At 62.1% G+C, this 20,325-nt stretch carries 14 protein-coding genes; 7 read left to right on the top strand and 7 right to left on the bottom strand.

Annotation, left to right across the window (positions count from 1 at the left end; genetic code table 11):
- Positions 1 to 68: 68 nt before the first annotated feature.
- The 5 genes from GUY40_RS06065 to GUY40_RS06085 all read left to right on the top strand — a co-directional run bounded on the left by GUY40_RS06065 (position 69) and on the right by GUY40_RS06085 (position 7,498).
- A complete protein-coding gene (locus GUY40_RS06065; RefSeq protein ID WP_166568043.1) occupies positions 69 to 1,313 on the top strand; it encodes a TolC family protein in 1,245 nt (414 codons plus the stop codon).
- 40 nt (positions 1,314 to 1,353) lie between these two features.
- Positions 1,354 to 2,544 (top strand): efflux RND transporter periplasmic adaptor subunit, encoded by a 1,191-nt coding sequence (locus GUY40_RS06070; RefSeq protein WP_166568044.1) that lies wholly within the window; start codon positions 1,354 to 1,356, stop codon positions 2,542 to 2,544.
- Positions 2,545 to 2,571: 27 nt separating this feature from the next.
- The gene (locus tag GUY40_RS06075) at positions 2,572 to 5,730 is read left to right on the top strand and encodes a CusA/CzcA family heavy metal efflux RND transporter (protein ID WP_166568045.1); all 3,159 of its coding nucleotides are present in this window, start codon (positions 2,572 to 2,574) and stop codon (positions 5,728 to 5,730) included.
- Between the two features lie 151 nt (positions 5,731 to 5,881).
- Complete coding sequence (locus tag GUY40_RS06080) at positions 5,882 to 7,207, top strand: OprD family porin (protein WP_166568046.1); 1,326 nt, start codon at positions 5,882 to 5,884, stop codon at positions 7,205 to 7,207.
- 114 nt (positions 7,208 to 7,321) lie between these two features.
- Positions 7,322 to 7,498, top strand: a complete 177-nt coding sequence (locus GUY40_RS06085; RefSeq protein WP_166568047.1) for a co-regulatory protein PtrA N-terminal domain-containing protein — start codon at positions 7,322 to 7,324, stop codon at positions 7,496 to 7,498.
- A gap of 196 nt (positions 7,499 to 7,694) precedes the next feature.
- Here GUY40_RS06085 and cmoB read toward each other — a convergent pair whose 3' ends face one another.
- The 7 genes from cmoB to GUY40_RS06120 all read right to left on the bottom strand — a co-directional run bounded on the left by cmoB (position 7,695) and on the right by GUY40_RS06120 (position 18,954).
- Entirely contained in the window at positions 7,695 to 8,651 is a 957-nt protein-coding gene (cmoB, locus tag GUY40_RS06090; RefSeq protein ID WP_166568048.1) for a tRNA 5-methoxyuridine(34)/uridine 5-oxyacetic acid(34) synthase CmoB, read from the bottom strand.
- Positions 8,648 to 9,391: a carboxy-S-adenosyl-L-methionine synthase CmoA gene (cmoA, locus tag GUY40_RS06095; RefSeq protein WP_166568049.1), complete on the bottom strand. Its 744-nt coding sequence runs from the start codon at positions 9,389 to 9,391 to the stop codon at positions 8,648 to 8,650. The genes cmoB and cmoA overlap by 4 nt, the downstream gene beginning before the upstream one ends.
- 140 nt (positions 9,392 to 9,531) lie before the next feature.
- Positions 9,532 to 9,924: a protease inhibitor I42 family protein gene (locus GUY40_RS06100; RefSeq protein ID WP_166568050.1), complete on the bottom strand. Its 393-nt coding sequence runs from the start codon at positions 9,922 to 9,924 to the stop codon at positions 9,532 to 9,534.
- Positions 9,925 to 10,108: 184 nt separating this feature from the next.
- Positions 10,109 to 12,529: an endopeptidase La gene (gene lon, locus GUY40_RS06105; RefSeq protein WP_166568051.1), complete on the bottom strand. Its 2,421-nt coding sequence runs from the start codon at positions 12,527 to 12,529 to the stop codon at positions 10,109 to 10,111.
- 221 nt (positions 12,530 to 12,750) lie between these two features.
- A complete protein-coding gene (locus tag GUY40_RS06110; protein WP_166568052.1) occupies positions 12,751 to 15,162 on the bottom strand; it encodes a glucose/quinate/shikimate family membrane-bound PQQ-dependent dehydrogenase in 2,412 nt (803 codons plus the stop codon).
- 65 nt (positions 15,163 to 15,227) lie between these two features.
- Positions 15,228 to 16,598 (bottom strand): carbohydrate porin, encoded by a 1,371-nt coding sequence (locus GUY40_RS06115; RefSeq protein WP_166568053.1) that lies wholly within the window; start codon positions 16,596 to 16,598, stop codon positions 15,228 to 15,230.
- A gap of 328 nt (positions 16,599 to 16,926) precedes the next feature.
- Entirely contained in the window at positions 16,927 to 18,954 is a 2,028-nt protein-coding gene (locus GUY40_RS06120) for a TonB-dependent receptor (protein WP_166568054.1), read from the bottom strand.
- Positions 18,955 to 19,203: 249 nt separating this feature from the next.
- On the opposite strand from GUY40_RS06120, the gene GUY40_RS06125 reads away from it, so the two are divergent.
- Together GUY40_RS06125 and GUY40_RS06130 are read left to right on the top strand one after the other, a co-directional pair.
- The gene (locus GUY40_RS06125; RefSeq protein ID WP_166568055.1) at positions 19,204 to 19,434 is read left to right on the top strand and encodes a VF530 family DNA-binding protein; all 231 of its coding nucleotides are present in this window, start codon (positions 19,204 to 19,206) and stop codon (positions 19,432 to 19,434) included.
- Between the two features lie 18 nt (positions 19,435 to 19,452).
- Complete coding sequence (locus GUY40_RS06130; RefSeq protein ID WP_166568056.1) at positions 19,453 to 20,124, top strand: Pr6Pr family membrane protein; 672 nt, start codon at positions 19,453 to 19,455, stop codon at positions 20,122 to 20,124.
- Positions 20,125 to 20,325: the final 201 nt, after the last annotated feature.

The raw sequence follows: 20,325 nt of genomic DNA on the forward strand, positions 1-20,325 counted from the left end.
CTTCGCGTCACCCTGTCGATAAACACCGCCACTTAAAGTCGCCTCCTGAAAGAGAAAGGAGTGCGCCCGTGAAGTGGAATTTCATATCCCGACAGACTTTATTGACCCTGTGTCTACTCGCCGCGCTGCCGCTCCAGGCGGCCGAAAAAAGCGTTCTGAGCCTGGACCAGGCGTTGCAGGCCGCCTTTGCCAATAACCCGGACCTGGCTGTAGCACAAGGCGGTCTCGGTGTCGCTCAGGGCGAGCGTGAGCAGGCCGGGTTGATCCCCAACCCGGAGCTGGCCTGGGAGGCCGAAGACACCCGGCGCGATTCACGCACCACCACGGTAACCCTCAGTCAGACCCTGGAGTTGGGTGGCAAGCGGGGTGCCCGTGTCGAAGTGGCCAGCCAAGGTCAGGCGCTGGCGCAGGTGCAGCTTGAGCGTCAACGCAACACCTTGCGTGCCGAGGTGATCGGTGCGTACCAGGGTGCGCTCCGCGCCCAGCAGCGCGAACATCTCGCGGGCCAGTCTCAAGCCCTTGCCGAGCGTGGGTTGAGGGTTGCCCAGGGCCGGATCAACGCGGGCAAGGCCTCGCCCATCGAGGCTTCGCGGGCGCAGGTGTTTCTTGCTGAAGTACAGCTGGAGCGTCGCCGCGCGGCGGATGAACGGGCCAGCGCCTATCAACGTCTGGCCGAACTGACCGGGGCAGCTTACGCAGCGTTCGAGCGTCTGGAGGAAGCCACTGAGCCGGCACCGGCAGTTCCAGAGACCCTGGCCTTGCTTGAGCGCTTGAATGAGACCGCCGACCTGCGCCTGGCCCAACTGCAGATCGATCAGGGTGACGCGGCGCTGGGGCTGGAGCAGCGTCGGCGGATTCCCGACCTGACCGTCAGCATCGGCAGCCAGTACAGCGCCACCGACCGCGAGCGGGTCAATGTGCTCGGGCTGTCGATGCCGTTGCCGCTGTTCGACCGTAATCAGGGCAATGTGCTCGCCGCTTCGCGTCGTGCCGATCAGGCCCGCGACCTGCGCAATGCCGCCGAGCTGCGCCTGCGCACCGAGTTGCGTCAGGCGCTGGATCAGTGGCGCACCGCCGAGCAGGCGCTGGTCAGTTTCGATCAGGTCATCCTGCCGTCCGCCCAGCGCGCAGTGGACGCCGCCAGCCGTGGATTCGAGGCGGGCAAATTCAACTTCCTCGACGTACTCGACGCCCAGCGCACCCTGATCAGCGCCCGCGACCAATACCTGCAGACCGCGACGCAACTCACCGAGGCCCGTGTGCGGGTAGAGCGAGTGTTTGGCGACTTGTCTGCATGGGTTCCGGCGGTGTGACGCCTTCTTTCCCGATTTTTGAATGCTCGCAGGAGTTTGTATGGACAAGAAAATCATCCTGATCGTCGCCGTGGCCCTCGGGCTCGGCATCGGGATCGGGGCATGGAGCCCGCTTGATAATCATGGTGCGGATGACGATGGCCATGGTCATGAAGAACAGGCCGATGGGCATGGCCATGATGAGTCCGCCAAAACGGAGCAAGAGCCCGCTCTGCACTTGAGCGCGGCGCAGATCGAGGCGGCGGGTATCGAGTCGGTCCAGGCCGGCCCGCGCGAGCTGGCCAACACCTTCAGCGTGCCCGGTGAAATTCGCTTCGACGAAGACCGCACAGCCCATGTGGTGCCACGGGCCGGCGGGGTGGTCGAGTCGGTCAAGGTCAACCTTGGCCAGACAGTCAAGCAGGGCGACTTGCTGGCGGTGATCGCCAGCTCGCAAATCTCCGAGCAGCGCAGCGAGCTGGCGGCCAGCCAGCGGCGGCTTGAGCTGGCGCGAACAACCTTCGAGCGCGAGCGCCAGCTTTGGCAGGAACAGATTTCCCCCGAGCAGGATTATCTGCAGGCACGCCAGGCCCTGCAGGAAGCAGAAATTGCGCTGGGCAATGCGCGGCAAAAGATGAGCGCCCTCAGTGGTGGCGTGGTCTTGACCGGTGGCAATCGCTACGAGTTGCGGGCGCCGTTCGATGGCGTGGTGGTGGAGAAGCACCTGGTGCCCGGTGAGGTGGTCAGCGAGGCGAGCAGCGCCTTCACCCTGTCTGACTTGTCCCGGGTCTGGGCGACCTTCGGGGTCTCGCCCAGGGACCTTGGCAAGGTGCAGGTCGGCGAGACGGTGCGCATCAGCGCGGTCGAACTGGGCCAGCAGGTCACCGGCACCGTCAGCTACGTGGGCAGCCTGCTGGGTGAGCAGACTCGCACCGCCAGCGTTCGTGTGGCGCTGGAAAACCCCGAAGGCGCCTGGCGGCCAGGCCTGTTTGTCGACGTGCAGCTGGCCAGCGCTCGTCAGCACGCGGCAGTGACGGTGCCGGAACAGGCCGTCCAGACCCTGGAGAACCAGCCCACGGTATTTGTTCGCAGCGAACAGGGCTTTGTCCCTCAGCCGGTGGTGCTGGGCACCCGCGACAACGGCTATGTCGAGGTTCGCGAGGGCCTGAAGGCTGACCAATGGGTGGCCTCGGCGGGCAGTTTCATTCTCAAGTCGGAGCTGGGCAAGGCTGAAGCCGAGCACGCCCATTGATCCGCTCATCCTCTGTGAGATGCCCTTATGTTTGAACGCCTGATTCAATTTGCCATCGAGCAACGCGTCATCGTGCTGCTGGCGGTCCTGCTGATGGCCGCGCTGGGGATTGGCAGTTACCAGAAACTGCCGATCGATGCGGTGCCCGACATCACCAACGTGCAGGTCCAGATCAATACCGCCGCCGCCGGCTTTTCGCCGCTGGAAACCGAGCAGCGCATTACCTTTGCCATCGAGACAGCCATGGCGGGTTTGCCGGGCCTGCAGCAAACCCGTTCTTTGTCGCGTTCGGGCCTGTCGCAGGTGACCGTGATTTTCAATGACGGCACCGATCTGTTCTTTGCCCGCCAATTGGTCAACGAACGGCTGCAAGTGGCTCGTGAGCAATTGCCCGAAGGCGTGGAGGCGGTCATGGGGCCGATTTCTACCGGCCTGGGCGAGATTTTTCTGTGGACGGTCGAGGCCAGGGAAGGCGCCTTGAAGGCAGATGGCAGCCCCTGGACGCCCACCGACCTGCGCGAAGTGCAGGACTGGATCATCAAGCCGCAGCTGCGCAACGTGCCGGGCGTAGCGGAAATCAACAGCATCGGCGGGTTTGCCAAGGAGTACCAGATCGCCCCCGATCCCAAGCGGCTGGCGGCTTACAAGCTGACGCTCAATGACCTGCTGGCTGCACTTGAGCGCAACAATGCCAACGTCGGTGCCGGCTATATCGAACGTAACGGCGAACAGCTGTTGATTCGTGCGCCGGGCCAGTTGGCCGGTACGATAGACATCGCCAACAGTGTGATCGCCAATGTCGACGGCACGCCGATTCGCGTCAGCGCCGTGGCCGAGGTGGGTATCGGCCGTGAACTGCGCACCGGCGCGGCCACCGAGAATGGTCGCGAAGTGGTGCTGGGCACGGTGTTCATGCTGATCGGCGAGAACAGCCGCACGGTTTCCCAGGCGGTGGCGGCAAAACTGGCCGAGATCAACCGCACCCTGCCAGAAGGTGTGGTGGCGGTGACCGTGTATGACCGCACGACGCTGGTCGACAAGGCAATTGCCACGGTCAAGACCAACCTGATCGAGGGCGCGATTCTGGTGATCGCGGTGCTGTTCCTGTTCCTGGGCAATATCCGCGCGGCGCTGATCACCGCGATGGTCATCCCGTTGGCGATGCTGTTTACCTTTACCGGCATGTTTGCCAACAAGGTCAGTGCCAACCTGATGAGCCTCGGCGCGCTGGACTTCGGCATCATCGTCGACGGCGCGGTGGTGATCGTCGAGAACGCGATTCGGCGTCTTGCCCATGCGCAGCAACAGCGCGGCCGCCTGCTCACCCGCAGCGAGCGCATGCACGAGGTGTTCAGCGCGGCGAAAGAAGCGCGCCGGCCGCTGATTTTCGGCCAGTTGATCATCATGGTGGTGTACCTGCCGATCTTCGCCCTGACCGGGGTGGAGGGCAAAATGTTCCACCCGATGGCCTTTACCGTCGTCATCGCCTTGTTCGGTGCGATGCTTCTCTCGGTAACCTTTGTGCCGGCCGCCATCGCGCTGTTTGTGACGGGCAAGGTGAAGGAGGAAGAAAACCTGCTGATGCGCAGTGCCAAGCGGGGCTATGCACCGGTCTTGAAGTGGGTGATGAGCAATCGCTCGATTGCTTTTGGCCTGGCGCTGTTGGCGATCGGTGCCTGCGGGCTGGTCGCCAGCCGCCTGGGCAGCGAATTCGTGCCGAGCTTGAGCGAAGGCGACTTCGCATTGCAGGCCTTGCGGGTGCCGGGCACCAGCTTGACGCAGTCGGTGCAGATGCAGCAACAGCTGGAAAAGGCGGTGTTGCGGCAGGTGCCGGAAGTCGAGCGGGTGTTCGCCCGTACCGGCACCGCCGAGATCGCCTCGGACCCGATGCCGCCGAACATCTCCGACAGCTATGTGATGCTCAAGCCGCAGAGCCAGTGGCCTGACCCTGGCAAAAGCCGCGAGCAGCTGATTGCTGATATCCAACGTGCCAGCGCCCTGGTGCCGGGCAGCAACTTTGAGCTGTCACAGCCGATCCAGTTGCGTTTCAACGAACTGATCTCCGGGGTGCGCAGCGATGTGGCGGTCAAGGTTTTCGGCGATGACATGGACGTGCTCAACAACACCGCCGCGCAGATTGCCCAGGCGCTGCAGGGTGTATCCGGGGCGTCTGAAGTGAAGGTCGAACAGACTTCCGGTCTGCCGGTGCTGACCATCGACATCGACCGCGACAAGGCGGCGCGTTATGGCCTGAACATCGGCGATGTCCAGGACACCGTGGCGGTGGCCGTGGGCGGTCGCCGAGCGGGCACGCTGTATGAAGGCGATCGGCGTTTCGACATGGTGGTGCGCCTGTCCGACACCTTGCGCACCGATATCCAGGGGCTGTCGCAATTGCTGATCCCGGTCCCGGCCACATCAGGCAGCAGCGGTATTGGCTTTATTGCCTTGTCTCAAGTCGCAAGCCTGGACCTGGTGCTCGGCCCCAACCAGATCAGCCGCGAAAACGGCAAACGGCTGGTGGTGGTGAGCGCCAACGTGCGCGGGCGTGATATCGGCTCGTTTGTGGAAGACGCCCAGGCCAGCCTCGATCGCCAGGTGCAGGTCCCGGCCGGTTACTGGACCAGTTGGGGTGGGCAGTTCGAGCAATTGCAATCGGCGGCCAAGCGTCTGCAGATCGTGGTGCCGGTGGCCTTGCTGCTGGTGTTCGCCTTGCTCTTCATGATGTTCAACAACCTCAAGGATGGCTTGCTGGTGTTCACCGGTATCCCGTTCGCCTTGACTGGCGGCGTCATGGCCTTGTGGCTGCGGGATATCCCGCTGTCGATCTCCGCCGGGGTCGGCTTTATTGCCTTGTCCGGGGTGGCAGTGCTGAATGGGCTGGTGATGATTGCCTTTATCCGCAACCTGCGCGAGGAGGGACGCAGCCTCGGTGCGGCCATCAATGAAGGCGCGTTGACGCGGCTGCGACCGGTATTGATGACGGCACTGGTGGCCTCCCTGGGCTTTGTTCCCATGGCCCTGGCGACGGGTACGGGTGCCGAGGTTCAGCGGCCGCTGGCAACGGTGGTGATTGGCGGGATCCTGTCCTCCACCGCACTTACATTACTGGTATTGCCGGCGTTGTATCACTGGGCGTATCGCAAGGAAGAAGACGCGGAAGAACAGCCGTCGAAAGTGTCGTAATTGTAATGTTCGGATCATCTTGAAGTTATCGCTGACTTGCGAGGATAGGGCGTCACCGTTATGTCGGTGACGTCCTTTTTGCGTCCACCCACAAAAATACTCCCGAGGACGCATATAACAATTAAAACTGCCCAGCAGTGAGGATGATTTCATGGGGAAAGTAACCACTACATCATTGGCAGCGGTTGCGGTGATGCTGGCGACTTATGCTCAACACGCCAGTGCACAAGAACCCGTCGAAGGGTTTGTCGAGGGCAGCCAGTTGACGGTGCTCAACCGCAATTTCTATTTCAATCGCGACCCTCGAAAAGGCCAGAGTGCGCCCAGTGGCAACGGTTATTCCGAAGCCTGGGCCCACGGCATCCTCGGCCGTTTCGAGTCCGGGTTTACTCAAGGTACGGTAGGCGTCGGGGTCGATGCCTACGCGATGCTCGGCCTGAAGCTCGATACCGGTGATGGCCGCAATGGTGGGCGCAGCTCGTTCGAGATGTTACCGGTCGACCGCGACGGCAAGGCCGCCGACACCTTCAGCAAAGTCGGCGGGGCCGCGAAGCTGCGGGCCTTTGATACGGTGGTCAAGGTCGGTGATGTGTTCCCGATGACGCCGGTGGTGCACTACGGCGACTCACGCCTGTTGCCTGAAAGCTTCACGGGTGTCACCGTGGAAAACACCAGCGTGACCGACCTTACGCTACAAGGCGGCCGCCTGCATGCCATGAGCCAGCCGTTGTCGAGCAACCGCCGCGATGGCTTCGTGACCTTCTATGGTGGTGCCGTGGACGCCCCTTGGGTAGGCTACTTTGGCGGTGACTACGCTGTCGGTAAAAACCTGGCGTTCAGCCTGTATTCCAGTCGCCTGAAGGATGTCTGGAACCAGTACTACACCGGTGTCAGCTACAAGCATCCGATCTCCTCGTCACTGTCGATGTTTGCCGGTTTCAACTTCTATCGGGCTCAGGATGAAGGCAAGCAATGGCTCGGCGAGTTCGACAACGACATTTGGAGCAGCAAGTTGGGCATGAGCTATGGCCCGCACACCCTGGCGCTGTCCCACCAGCGCAACAACGGTGACAACGACTTCGATTATCTGCGCCAGTCCGACTCGATCTACCTTGATAACTCGATCCAGTACAGCGACTTCAACTCGCCCAAGGAGCGCTCGTGGATGTTGCGCTATGACCTCGACATGGCCGCTCTTGGAGTGCCGGGGCTGTCGTTCATGACGCGCTACGGCAAAGGCACCGGGGCTGATTACAGCAACGCCAACGCGACCTATATGCGCCGCGATGCCAATGGCGATCCGTTGACCGATCAGAAGCGTTGGGAGCGCGACATTGAGGTCAAGTACGTGATGCAAGGCGGTTCGTTCAAGGATATGTCGTTCAGAGTGCGTCAAGCCACGACTCGAGCCACGGCTTTCGAGTCGGACCTTAATGAAGTGCGGGTCATCATCGAGTACCCCTTGGCGTTGTTGTAATGATGTGACTGGACGTTTCTGAGTATTTCAAATTTGTAATGTGGCGCTCATGCGCTTGTTAGTTGCCCCTCTTTATCATTGAGCCATACACAAAGAGCAGAAGAGGTCAGCTTAATGAAAACGATCAAGTTGCTGGTAATCAGCGTGTTGCTGTTGGGTTCTACCGCAGCAATGGCAGAGGGTGGCGCTGAGCGCTCACAGGAATTCTGGAAGCAGTTCAAGTTAAGCCAGGAGAAAACGCATGGTGATAAAGGTCAGCCAGTGGCCGAGAACGATCAAGTGAAGAAGTAATTGTCAATTCACCTTTGAAGCCTTGCGCTCCTTTGGGAAGGTGAACTTTTGGCGCCCTTGTGATGGGCGCCTTTTTTATTGGCCAGTCTTTTGGACTGTGGTGGACCTATTCGCGGATAAATCCGCTCCCACATAAAGCTCCCCGCATAGTTCGAGCGGGGAATGTGGGAGCGGATTTATCCGCGAAGCTTTTGACTTACTTGCGAGCCACCATCACCGCCCGCATCGGCGCAGGCAGGCCTTCGATGGTCTTGCAATGGTCGTCGGGGTCGAGGAAATCGCCCAGCGACTGATAGCGCATCCAGTCGGTGCTGCGCTGTTCTTCAACGCTGGTGACGCTCACGTCCACGCAGCGCACATCCTTGAAACCTGCGCGGCGCAGCCACAGTTCAAGTGCCGGCACCGAGGGCAGGAACCAGACGTTGCGCATCTGCGCGTAGCGGTCTTCCGGTACCAGCACCTGATGCTGATCCCCTTCAACCACCAGGGTTTCCAACACCAGTTCGCCGCCCTTGACCAGGCAATCCTTGAGCGCCAGCAAATGCTCGATCGGCGAGCGGCGATGGTAGAACACGCCCATGGAAAACACCGTGTCGAAGCCTTCCAGGTTGGCGGGCAAATCTTCGAGGGCGAAGGGCAGGTGCCAGGCGGGAAGGTCGGGCAGGTAGCGTTGGACGGCCTGGAACTGGCAGAAGAACAGCCAGTTGGGGTCCACGCCGATCACGCTGTCGGCGCCGGCACCGAGCATCCGCCACTGGTAATAACCGTTGCCGCAACCCACATCGAGGATGCGCTTGCCGCGCAGGTCCAGATGCGGGGAGACCCGCGACCATTTCCAGTCCGAACGCCATTCGGTGTCCACGTGTACGCCAAACAGATCGAATGGCCCCTTGCGCCACGGCGACAAGCCCATCAAGGCCTGATGCATGCGTTCGCGGGTGTCGCTGTCGCAGTCGGTGTCCAGGGTCAGGCCATTGACCAGATCGATTTCAGTCGGGGTCAGCTCCGGCAGCGCGTTGAGCGCGCTTTGCCAGCGCTCCAGATCGCCATGGCCTTTCTCCATCCTGGCATCGAGCTGCGCTTGCAGGCCATTGGCCCAGGCGGCCAGGGGAGTACCCGCCAAACGGCGGACCAACGGGGACAAATCAATCATGGCAGGGCAATCAACGAGGCAAAGTTAAGGCATTGGAACCAGGGCACGACTTTCGAGAAGCCGGCCGCCAGCAGGCGTTCGCGATGTTCTTCGAGGCTGTCGGGTTTCATCACATTTTCGATGGCGCTGCGCTTCTGGGCAATTTCCAGGTCACTGTAGCCATTGGCGCGCTTGAAGGCGATGTGCAGGTCGGTGAGCAGGGCGTGTTCATCGCGGTCATTGAAGCGCAGCTTCTCCGACAGGATCAGCGCGCCGCCGGGCACCAGCGCCTGGCGGATGCGGGCGAGCAGGGCCAGGCGCTGATCCGGGGCGATGAATTGCAGGGTGAAGTTCAGCGCCACGACCGAGGCTGGCTGAAACTCGAGGGCGAGAATATCGCCTTCGACCACCTCGACCGGCAGCAACTCCTGGAACATCGAGTCCTGGGCGTTGAGGTATTCGCGGCAGCGCTCGACCATGGCCGCAGAGTTGTCCACGGCGATCACCCGGCAGTCTTCGCTGCGCACGTGGCGGCGCAACGCCTGGGTGACCGCACCCAGCGAGCTGCCCAGGTCATAGAGCACGCTGTGCGGCTGGGCGAACTGGGCGGCCAGTACACCGAGGTTCTCGACAATGGTCGGGTAGCCGGGCACCGAGCGCTTGATCATGTCCGGGAACACCCGGACCACGTCTTCGTTGAAGGCGAAGTCGGGGACCTGGTCCAGCGGCTGGGCGAATAGGCGATCGGGCTCTTTGCTCACGGCAATTCCAACGGCAGAGGGTAAAAGGCGGGCATTTTAGCCAAGTTGGCCGGTGGATGCATCGCTGGCGGATGAACGCCGCCTTGTCTGCCCGGCCGAGGCGGCGGTACTCGCTCGCCAAGCCACCTCGTGCGCGTCGGTCATTTCACACTGATCGCACAGTCGAAGGTCTCGGCGGGTCGCACTTCCGGGGCCCAGGGTTGCTGATAAACCAGAAGCAAGTGGCCTTCGCCGGCATTTTGCGCTTGAAAGCGCCACACAGACTGGCCTCCACTGCCGACCAGCCCAGCGTCTTCAGGGTTGGTGTAAACCTCGGGGCTCAAGCTGCGCAGGATGCTGCCCGCCGGGTTTTGCACCAGCCAGCGAAAGCCGGTGGTGGGGTTGCTGGGTAGAGTGAGGGTGAGCTTCTGGCCGACGTGCAGCGGCATAGGGCATTGGGATTGCTTGTGCAGATCGACATTCTGGGGGGGCGTGGAAGCGCAGGCGGCGAGCAGGGTGAGGCTTAGCGGAACGAGCAGGCGGACGGTGGGCATAAGGGCTCCGGTCGGGCTTGGACCTTCCAAGCATAACCGAAGCATCGGGTTGTATTGTGTTTAGCTTCAAACGCGAAATATGTAGGAGCGGACCTGGCCGCGATGGGGCGCGCAGCGGCCCCGGGGGGCTGCTTCGCAACCCATCGCGGCCAGGTCCGCTCCTACATTCGATATCGTGATTCGGTCAGAACAGCACCTTGGCCACATCCGCAAAGCGCCTGGCGAAGTGCACCGTGATGCCTTCCTTCAAGTAATCCGGCAGTTCTTCGAAGTTGCCGCGGTTGGCCTCTGGCAAAATCAGTTCGAAAATCTTCTGCCGCCGCGCTGCAATGACCTTCTCGCGCACGCCACCAATGGGCAGCACATGCCCGGTCAGGGTCAATTCGCCGGTCATGGCCACGCCTTTTTTCGGCTCCTGGTCGCGTGCCAGCGAGAGCAGGGCGCTGGCCATGGTCACGCCGGCGCTAGGGCCATCCTTGGGCGTCGCGCCTTCGGGCACATGCAGGTGCACGAAAGCTTCGTCGAAGAATTTCGGGTCTGCGCCAAACTGCCTGAGGTGAGAGCTGACGTAACTGTGAGCGATCTCTGCCGATTCCTTCATGACATCGCCCAGTTGGCCGGTCAGCTTGAAGCCGCGGTTGTGGGTGTGGATGCGCGTGGCCTCGATCGGCAGCGTTGCACCGCCCATGCTGGTCCAGGCAAGGCCGGTGATAACGCCTTTGCCGGACAGCACTTGCTCACTGCGGAACACCGCCATGCCAAGGGACTCTTCAAGATCCTTGGGCCCGATCCTGATCTTGGCGTCGGGGTTGTCGAGCAGTTTCACTACAGCCTTGCGTACCAATTTGCCCAGCTGCTTTTCCAGCTGCCGCACGCCGGCCTCGCGGGCATAGCCTTCGATGACCGCGCGCAGGGCGGAATCGCTGATGCTCAGGTGGGTCTTGGCGACGCCGGCCTTGTTCAGCTGCTTGGGCCACAGGTGGCGTTTGGCGATGGCGAGTTTTTCTTCGGTGATATAGCCCGACAGGCGAATCACTTCCATCCGGTCCAGCAAGGGGCCGGGTATTGAATCCAGTGTGTTGGCGGTGCATACGAACAGCACCTTGGACAGGTCCAGGCGCAGGTCCAGATAATGGTCCAGGAAGTCGACGTTCTGTTCCGGGTCCAGGGTTTCGAGCAGTGCCGAGGCCGGGTCGCCCTGGTAGCTCTGGCCCATCTTGTCGATTTCGTCGAGCATGATGACCGGGTTCATCACCTCCACGTCTTTGAGGGCCTGCACCAGCTTGCCCGGCTGGGCACCGATGTAGGTGCGGCGGTGGCCCTTGATCTCGGCTTCGTCACGCATGCCGCCGACGCTGAAGCGATAGAACGGCCGCCCCAGGGATTCAGCGATGGACTTGCCGACGCTGGTCTTGCCCACGCCGGGCGGGCCGACCAGCAACACAATGGAGCCGCTGATCTCGCCCTTGTAGGCGCCCACGGCGAGGAACTCAAGGATGCGGCTCTTGATGTCGTCGAGCCCGGCATGGTGCTTGTCGAGCACCTTGCGGGCGTGCTTGAGGTCGAGTTTGTCCTTGCCATAGATGCCCCAGGGCAGCGCCGTGGCCCAGTCCAGGTAGTTGCGGGTGACAGCGTATTCCGGCGAGCCGGTTTCCAGGATCGACAGCTTGCCCATCTCTTCGTCGATGCGCTTTTTCGCGGCCGGCGACAGGGTTTTGCCTTTCAGGCGCAGTTCGAATTGCTCGACGTCGGCGCTGCGGTCGTCCTTGGTCAGCCCCAGCTCTTGCTGAATGACTTTCAGTTGTTCCTTGAGGAAGAACTCGCGCTGATGTTCGCCGATCTGGCGGTTCACCTCGGCGGAAATTTCATTTTGCAAGCGCGCGACTTCGACTTCCTTGCGCAGCATCGGCAAGACTTTTTCCATGCGCTTGAGCATGGGCACGCAATCGAGCACCTCCTGCAGTTCATTGCCGGTGGCGGAGGTCAGCGCGGCGGCGAAGTCGGTCAGCGGCGACGGGTCGTTGGGGCTGAAGCGGTTGAGGTAGTTCTTCAGCTCTTCGCTGTACAGCGGGTTGAGCGGCAGCAGCTCCTTGATCGCGTTGATCAGGGCCATGCCATAGGCCTTGACCTCATCGGTGGGCTGGGCCGGCTGGTGCGGGTATTCGACTTCCACCAGGTACGGTGGGCGATGGTGCTTGAGCCAGCTGCGGATGCGCACGCGGGTCAGGCCTTGGGCGACGAACTGCAGTTTGCCGTTCTCGCGGCTGGCGTGATGGACCTTGACCAGGGTGCCATACAGCGGCAGGCGCGAGGTGTCGAAGTGACGATGGTCTTCCAGCGGCGTGTCCATGAAGAACAGCGCCAGTGAGTGATGCGGGGCCTTGGTTACCAGGTCGAGGGTTTCGGCCCAGGGCTCTTCGTTGACGATGACGGGCAGCACCTGCGCCGGGAAAAACGGCCGGTTATGGATCGGAATGATGTAGACCTTGTCCGGCAGACTGTGGTCAGGCAGCGCCAGGCGGGTCTTTGAGTCGCTGGCTTGATCGAGAGGTTCTGATTCGCTGTGTTCGTCGGGGTGGTCTGTTCGGGCTTGCTGGTCGCTCATGGGGCACCTGCGCAAATGACTATGGAGCTTAGATGGGGCAACCTGGCACTGGTTTCAATGGAAGCGTGGGCACAAAAAAGGCGGCTGCCCGTAAAGGTAGCCGCCTTTTTTGTTACTTGAAGGGCTCAAAAAGCTTCGCGGATAAATCCGCTCCCACATAAAAGCGACGCGATCGGTGCATTGTGTGGGAGCGGATTTATCCGCGAATTGACCCGCCGCGTTTAAGGCAGTTTATAGGCGATCACATAGTCACCCATCTTGGTCCCCAGCGAGCCATGGCCGCCGGCAGTGACCAGCACGTATTGCTTGCCGTCCTTGCCGGTGTAGGTCATCGGCGTGGATTGACCACCCGCCGGCAGGCGCCAGGCGCCCAGTTCCTTGCCGTTTTTCACGTCGTAGGCACGCAGGTATTGGTCCAGGGTGCCGCTCAGGAAGCCGACGCCGCCTGCGGTGACGATCGAACCACCCATGCTCGGCACGCCCAGTGGCACGCCGATCGGCAGCGGCGAGCTGTCGCGGGTGGTGCCGTTCTTGCGTTTCCATACCACTTTACCGCTGGTCAGGTCGATCGCGGCGACATAGCCCCAGGCCGGGGCCTGGCACGGTACACCGATCGGCGACATCAACGGGTGCATGATCACCGCGTAAGGCGCCCCCGTGTTCGGCTGTACGCCGCTGGTTTCGCTCTCGCGCTTGCTGCCTTCAGCAACGTCGGCGCGTTTCACCATCTTCGACACGAACGCCATGTAGTTCGGGGTGGTGAACAGCAGTTGGCGAACCGGATCGACCGATACGCTGCCCCAGTTGAAGACGCCCACGTTGCCCGGATAGACAATGCTGCCCTGCTCCGATGGGGGGGTGTACTGGCCTTCGTAGCGCAGCGAGCGGAACTGGATGCGGCAGAGCATCTGGTCGAACGGCGTAACGCCCCACATGGATTGCTCGGTCAGGTCCGGGCCCAGCAGGTTCAGGTCCGAGCGGGCCTGGGTCGGTGCGGTGTGGTCGCCTGGCACGGCACCGGACGGTGCCGGGATTTCGCGGATCGGGATGATCGGCGTGCCATCGCGACGGTCCAGCACGTACAGGCTGCCTTGCTTGGTCGGGGCGATCAGTGCCGGTTTCACGCCCTCTGCGGTTTTCATGTCCAGCAGGGTCGGTTGGCTGCCGACGTCCATGTCCCACAGGTCATGGTGAGTGAACTGGTAGTTCCAGCGTACCTTGCCCGACTCCAGGTCCAGCGCAACCAGGCCGGCGCTGAATTTCTCGGATTCCGGGGTACGGCCGCCGCCCCATTGATCAGGGGTCTGGTTGCCCAGTGGCAGGTAAACCATGCCCAACTTCTCGTCGACGCTGGCCAGCGACCACATGTTCGGCGAGTTGCGGGTGTAAAGCTGGCCATCCTGCAGCGGTTCGGTGGCCTCCGGGTTGCCGGCGTCCCAGTTCCAGACCAGGTGACCGTCGTGCACGTCGAACGCGCGAATCACGCCGGAAGGCTCGTTGATCGACTCGTTGTCGGTCACGTGGCCGCCCAGGATGACCAGGTTACGGGTGATGGCCGCCGGCGAGGTGGAGTAGTAACCACCGGCGGTGAACGGGCCGATGCCGTGGGTCAGGTCAACCACGCCCTGGTTGCCGAAGCTTTCGCAGACCTTGCCGGTGTCGGCGTTCAAGGCGATCAGGCGCGCATCGGCGGTAGGCAGGAACAGACGGCGCGGGCATGCGGCAGCTACAGCCTTGCCAGCCTCACTCAAGGCTGCCAGGGTGCTGATGGCGCTGCTGTTGGCGTAGCTGTTTTCGTCGTAGTAGGAGACGCCGCGGCAGGTCATGTGGGCGAAGCCCTTGAAACCCACCGGGCTCTTGATCTGCGGGTCGAAACGCCAGATTTCCTTGCCGGTGTCCGGGTCCAGGGCCAGCACTTTGCTGTGCGCGGTGCAGGCATACAGCATGCCGTTGACCTTCAGCGGCGTGTTCTGGTTGGTCAGCTCAACCGGGTCATCGGCGGTCGGCAGGTCGCCGGTGCGGATGCGCCAGGCTTCCTGCAGGTTCTTGGCGTTGTCCGGGGTGATTTGCGTGAGCGGCGAGTAGCGGTCACCGAACTCGGTGCGGCCGTAAGCCTGCCATTCGCCCTCGGGCATGGCCGGGGCCGTGCTTGGCATGTCGGCGCTGTCGCGGTCGAACTGGCCATGGATTTCACCGGGATTGGTGAATAGGCTGGCGACGGCGGTGGCGCCGGCCAGGACCACGGCCACGCTCAGGGCGCCGGTTGCCAGCGGGGCAGGGGCGTTGCGCTGCAGCGGGCGGCGGAACCAGGGCAGCAGCAACACCACGCCCAGGGCGAACCACAGCGACAGGCGCGGCACCAGTTGCCACCAGTCCAGGCCCACTTCCAGCAAGGCCCAGACGGTGCTGGCGAACAGCGTGATGGCGTACAGACCCAGCGCGGCGCGGTGGCCGAGCAGCAGCAGAATGCCCGTCACGGCAAAGCCGATACCGGCCAGCACGTAATACAGCGAGCCGCCCAGCGAGCTCAATTTGATCCCGCCGGCCAGCATGGCCAACCCCATCAGCAACAGCAGCACGCCGAGCAGGCCCGGCAGCAGGCGGTTGCGGTTTGAAGCACCCTCAGTGCCCATAGTTGTGTTCTCCGTAAAGTTAACAGCAGGCGGGCAGCGCCCGCGTCGGTCAGTCGTCGAGCGTTTTAAAACGAGCTCTGGATTTTCAGGCCGGCAATCAGCGCGTCATCGACCTGCTCGACACCGCCGGGGTGGCGGATGTATTGCAGGTTCGGGCGCACGGTCAACCAGTCGGTCAGGTGCACGCCGTAATAGAATTCGGCGCTGTATTCGGTGTCCTGCGGCGGCAGGAAGGTGAGGTCGTCGTAGTCCTGGACGGCGTGGGCGCGGTTGCTCGCCTCGGCGTTCTTGCGATAGGCCGGGTTGACGTGCACGCGGGCCAGGGCGAAACCGATATCGTCTTTGGCGCGGGCATCGAACAGACCTTTGTAAACGACGCCGGCCTGCACGTAGTTGTCGATGGCATTGGTCTTCTTGTCATGCATCGTTGCATTGGCAAACACACTCAACCCCCGCGAGTGATCACTCGCCGCACTGGTCAGTTGCTGTTGCACTCCCAGCCAGACGCCATGCTTGCTCGAGCGGCTGCGATACGCCTGCCCGCTGAGCGCCGCTGGTTGGTCATTGCTGTCCTTGTAGACGTCAGAAGCCTTGGCACTACTGTAGTAGTAACCGGCGCGATATTCCCCCGCCAGGCCGTTCGGGCGGGGTGTCCAGACCAGCTCCACTGGCAGCACGGCGCCCTGGGTGCCGCTGCCGCTGAGCTTGAAGCCATTGCCGCGCTCAAGGTTGGAGGGGTTTTGTTCGTAGGCACCCACCTGCGCGTAGAGTTCAGGGGTCACATGATATTTGACCCGCAGCGCCCACTGGCTGACCGGCCAGTTGTACCAGATGCTGCCGGCCCAGTTACCGACTTGCGAGCCGCAGAACGCCAGGTTCTGGAAGTCGCAGGGGAAGCTGTTGAAGTCTTCGCCTTCGCCGAAACGGCCGACCTTGATATCGAGTTTGCGATCGAAAAAGGCTTGCTGGTACCACATCTGCGTCAACCGCCAGGTCTGGCCGCGGCCCCAGACTTCCTGGGCCGAGGTGAAGCCGCCGACCCGCGGGTCGTTGATGCGGTCGTTGCTGATGTTGTTGCCGTGGCGCTCGGTCACGGTCAGCTGGAATTCGGCGGCCTCCCAACCGAGGATCCTCTGCAAATCCAGATGAGTGCCCAAGACAAACTGATCGCTGTAGCGCGCGGTGCGGTCGTTGTCGTAACCACCACCGAGGTTGGCGCCCATTTCGCCGGTGTAGTCCAGCTTGAAGCTGTAGCCCTTGGCCGCCAGTTCGCTGCGGGTCCCATTCCAGTCGCCGAGCATCCACGGTGAGTCGGCATCGAACATCGCAGCGTTGCCGGTGCTGAGCCAGCCAAGCGCGGTAAGGCCGCCGATCAAATTGAGGGCTTTGGCCCGGCGTGAAGCGTGTGGCAGGCGAAATGAAGGTAAATCGTGCATGAGATAGCGCTGTCTTTTAATTTTTCGACAAAAGTGCCGCCGCTGTAGCGATGCGGTGATCTTGTTTGAACTGGTTGGTTAATTACGCGAAGTGAAGCGATTCAGCGTGGGTGAGTGCAAGGATATAGCGGTCGTTCGAAGAAAAAAAGACAAAATGTCGCAGGAGGTCATTGCTCGAATCGCAACAATAACCGTGAGCCAAGCCTTCAAAACTGTGGGAGCGGATTTATCCGCGAATAAAGGCACCGCGGTGTATCCGGTAAACCGCGGTGCCTTTATTCGCGGATAAATCCGCTCCCACATTAGAGGGGCAGCGATGCGCTGTTGGTTAGAAGGTTGTACGCAGGCCCAGCTCTACGCTACGCCCAGGCGCCGGGGCGATGTCGCGCAGGATTGAGCTTGCATAGCGCACGGTCTGGTCGGTGAGGTTTTCGCCTTTGACGAAGGCCAGCCACTGGCTGTCGCCGACGTCGAAGCGGTAACCGACACTGGCGCCCAGGGTGGTGTAACCGTCGGTGCTGGTCTCGTTGTCCGGCTTCCTGTGTTGGCTACTGGCGTGGTGCACATCCAGCCGTGCCTGCCATTGCTCGCGCTCCCACAGCAGGCCGCTGCCCAGGCGCAACGGGGCGATGCGCGGCAGGTCTTCGCCGGTGTCGAGGTTCTTCGCTCGGGTGTAGTCGCCCGACAGTTCGAGGGCAAACTTGCCGTAGGCGTTTTCAGCCAGACGCCAGTGGTCCTGTGCCTCAATACCGGCAAAGCGCGCCCGCACGCCGCTGTACAGGAATTCCGGAATGCCATCGGCGGATTCTTCGCCGTCCTCGTCCAGCGTGCGGCCGCTACCGAGCAAGCCAATGTAATCGGAGAAGTGGCTGTAAAACACGCCGACGCTGCCTTTGTGAACGCCATTGTCGAACCGTAGCGCCAGGTCGCTGGACACCGCCTTTTCCTTGGACAGGCTGGCGTCACCGACCTCAAAGGTGCCGGTGGCGACGTGCGCGCCATTGGCGTAGAGCTCGTAGAAGGTCGGGGCACGTTCGGTGTAACCGAGGGTGGCCGCCAGCGACCAGACCGGCGTCAGGCGATAGACCGCACCCGAAGACAGGCTGCCGGCGGTAAAGCTGGCGCCGCGGTCCGCCTCGAAGCGCTCGTTGCCAGCGGCGTCCGGGTCAACCCGAGTGTGCTCCAGCCGCCCGCCCAGGCTCAGGGCCAGGCGGTCGCTGGCTTGCCACTGCTCCAGCACAAACAGCGCCGCGCTGTCGGTATCGGTCTGGGGCACGAAGGCTTCCTCACCCAAGGCCGAGAATTCGCTGCGGTTGAGCTGCATGCCGATCACACCTTCCAGCGGCCCGATCGGTTGATGCCGGGCTTCTACACGGGCCTCGTAACCCTTGTTCTTGAAGATCGTGCCGACTTCACCGCCTTCGATTTCCCGGTGCTCGTAGTCGGTGTAGCCGGCATTGAGCTTGATCGAGGAGAAGGGGCCTTGCAGGTTGCGGATTTCCGAGGCGAAGGCGTAGTGATCCTGTTGCATGCGCAGGCGCACGTCTTCTTCGGCGGGAGAGCCGTAGTTGGCGTTGTAGTTACTGTAGGAAAGCCCGGCATAGCCATCGTCCCAGATGTAGGAACCGCCCACTGCGCCACCGTCCTGGCGCCCGTCGCTGTTGCCCAAGCGGTGTTTGCCACCTTCGTCGTCTTCGCTGCCAACCTTTGAACTGTGGGCATCACCGGGAATGCGCAGGTCGTTGAATGCGCGCGAGTTGGCATCCAGGTGCAGGGCGAAGCGACCGTCGCCGGCTTCGAGCCTGCCGGCAGCGCTGCGGGTGGTGTCGGCACCACCGTAGCGCAACTCGCCGGCGCCATGGATACCGTCGATGGCCTCGGTAGGGATGCGGTTATCGAAGGTATTCACCACGCCGCCGATGGCATTGCCGCCGTACAACAAGGCTGCCGGGCCACGGACAATCTCGATCCGCTCGACGTTGACCGGGTCCAGCGGCACGGCGTGGTCGTAGGACAGCGATGATGCATCGAGGGCGCCGACGCCGTTGCGCAGCAGGCGAATGCGGTCGCCGTCCAGGCCGCGAATGATCGGCCGGCTCGCACCCGGCCCGAACCAGGAGGAAGACACCCCGGGCTGATTATTGAGGGTTTCACCCAGGCTGCCTTTTTGCGCCAGGGTCAGGTCATCGCCTTGCAGGGTGGTGCTCGGCGCGGCCAGCTGGGCACTGCCCAGCGGGTTGGCGGTGACGACCTGGGGTTGCAGCTCCAGCGCAGTGGCCGGGTTAGACGCCAGCAGCAGGGCGGCCGCGAGGGGCGGCAGGCCCATCACGAGAGGGCGGGTGGGGGAGGAGGACATCCAGGTTTCCTTGAGGCGCTTGATTAAAACGAAACAATATAACATCCCGTTTGTACGCGACAATAACCCAACCGGCAAACACGCCATCAGACACTAGAATCTCTGGATAAGGATTGGTCCTACGGAATGGACCTACGACAAAATCAGAACCATGGCTGATGTTATTGCGCTGGACTGCCGCGTAATCTCTTCCCGCTGCCAAGCGCCTCAGCTAAGGTGCGTGCCCTTTCCCTCGGCTGGAGCCCTGGCATGACTGCACAGAACAAAAATCCCCTGCACGGCGTCACGCTGGAGCAGGTTCTCACGGCGCTGGTCGCGGAGTACCAATGGGACGGGCTGGCCGAGCGTATCGACCTGCGCTGCTTCAAGAGCGAGCCGAGCATCAAGTCGAGCCTGACGTTCCTGCGCCGCACGCCCTGGGCCAGGGAAAAGGTCGAGTCCCTGTACTTGTACATGCTGCGCCATAAAGCCAAAGGTTGACCCTCAAGGATTTCAGGCATGCTCAGCGACGCCCCGCACCTCTCCCCTCGAATGCTGCTGTTCATCAAGGTCGCCGCCGGCCTGGGCTGGTTGGCGCTGGTAATTCAGCTGTACCTGATCTTCGCCTCACGGCTGGCCAACGACGCCAGCCTGCTCGGCGGGCTGTTGAATTTCTTCAGCTACTTCACCATCCTCACCAACACCCTGGTCGCCACGGCCCTGACCCACGCCGCCTTTGGCCGAGAGGGCACGATGCGGCGGTTCTTCCTCGCGCCGTGGGTGGTGTCGGGCATTACCGTCAGCATCATCATGGTGGCCTTGACCTACAGCCTGTTGCTGCGCCACCTGTGGGACCCTCAAGGCTTGCAGTGGCTGGCCGATGGCCTGCTGCACGATGTGATGCCGCTGCTGTTCGTGGTGTATTGGTGGCTGTGTGTGCCAAAGGGCACCTTGCGAGTCGGGCATTTGCTGCCCTGGGCGCTGTATCCGCTGGTGTATTTTGCTTATGCGCTGATGCGCGGGCACTGGATCGGGGTTTACCCGTACCCTTTTATCGATGTTGGCACGCTGGGGTATGGGCGGGTGATGGTCAATGCGCTGGTGATTTTGCTGGTGTTTCTGTTATTGGCACTGATGCTGATCGCGGTTGATCGCTGGCAGGGCAGGCGCCTTGCGGTGAGAGCATTGTAGGAGCATGGCTTGCCAGCGATGGCCTCACCGCGGTGCATCAGATACTACGCCTCGCGGGCAAGCCCCGTAGGAGCCGGGCTTGCCCCAATGCCAGTCAGTTAAGGCACAGACTCTGTGGGAGCGGATTTATCCGCGAATCCATTCACCGCGGTTTTTCTGGCATTGCGCGGTGCCTTCATTCGCGGATAAATCCGCTCCCAC

Origin of the sequence: Pseudomonas sp. R5(2019), from assembly GCF_009905435.1 — a bacterium.
GTDB lineage: Bacteria > Pseudomonadota > Gammaproteobacteria > Pseudomonadales > Pseudomonadaceae > Aquipseudomonas.

Bases quoted from the DNA above. Each gene is read 5' to 3' on its own strand.
- GUY40_RS06110 (WP_166568052.1), bottom strand. From the start codon at position 15,162: ATGGGCACTGAGGGTGCTTCAAACCGCAACCGCCTGCTGCCGGGCCTG.
- GUY40_RS06120 (WP_166568054.1), bottom strand. From the start codon at position 18,954: ATGTCCTCCTCCCCCACCCGCCCTCTCGTGATGGGCCTGCCGCCCCTC.
- GUY40_RS06100 (WP_166568050.1), bottom strand. From the start codon at position 9,924: ATGCCCACCGTCCGCCTGCTCGTTCCGCTAAGCCTCACCCTGCTCGCC.
- lon (WP_166568051.1), bottom strand. From the start codon at position 12,529: ATGAGCGACCAGCAAGCCCGAACAGACCACCCCGACGAACACAGCGAA.
- GUY40_RS06085 (WP_166568047.1), top strand. From the start codon at position 7,322: ATGAAAACGATCAAGTTGCTGGTAATCAGCGTGTTGCTGTTGGGTTCT.
- GUY40_RS06115 (WP_166568053.1), bottom strand. From the start codon at position 16,598: ATGCACGATTTACCTTCATTTCGCCTGCCACACGCTTCACGCCGGGCC.
- GUY40_RS06070 (WP_166568044.1), top strand. From the start codon at position 1,354: ATGGACAAGAAAATCATCCTGATCGTCGCCGTGGCCCTCGGGCTCGGC.
- cmoB (WP_166568048.1), bottom strand. From the start codon at position 8,651: ATGATTGATTTGTCCCCGTTGGTCCGCCGTTTGGCGGGTACTCCCCTG.
- GUY40_RS06130 (WP_166568056.1), top strand. From the start codon at position 19,453: ATGCTCAGCGACGCCCCGCACCTCTCCCCTCGAATGCTGCTGTTCATC.
- GUY40_RS06075 (WP_166568045.1), top strand. From the start codon at position 2,572: ATGTTTGAACGCCTGATTCAATTTGCCATCGAGCAACGCGTCATCGTG.
- GUY40_RS06125 (WP_166568055.1), top strand. From the start codon at position 19,204: ATGACTGCACAGAACAAAAATCCCCTGCACGGCGTCACGCTGGAGCAG.
- GUY40_RS06080 (WP_166568046.1), top strand. From the start codon at position 5,882: ATGGGGAAAGTAACCACTACATCATTGGCAGCGGTTGCGGTGATGCTG.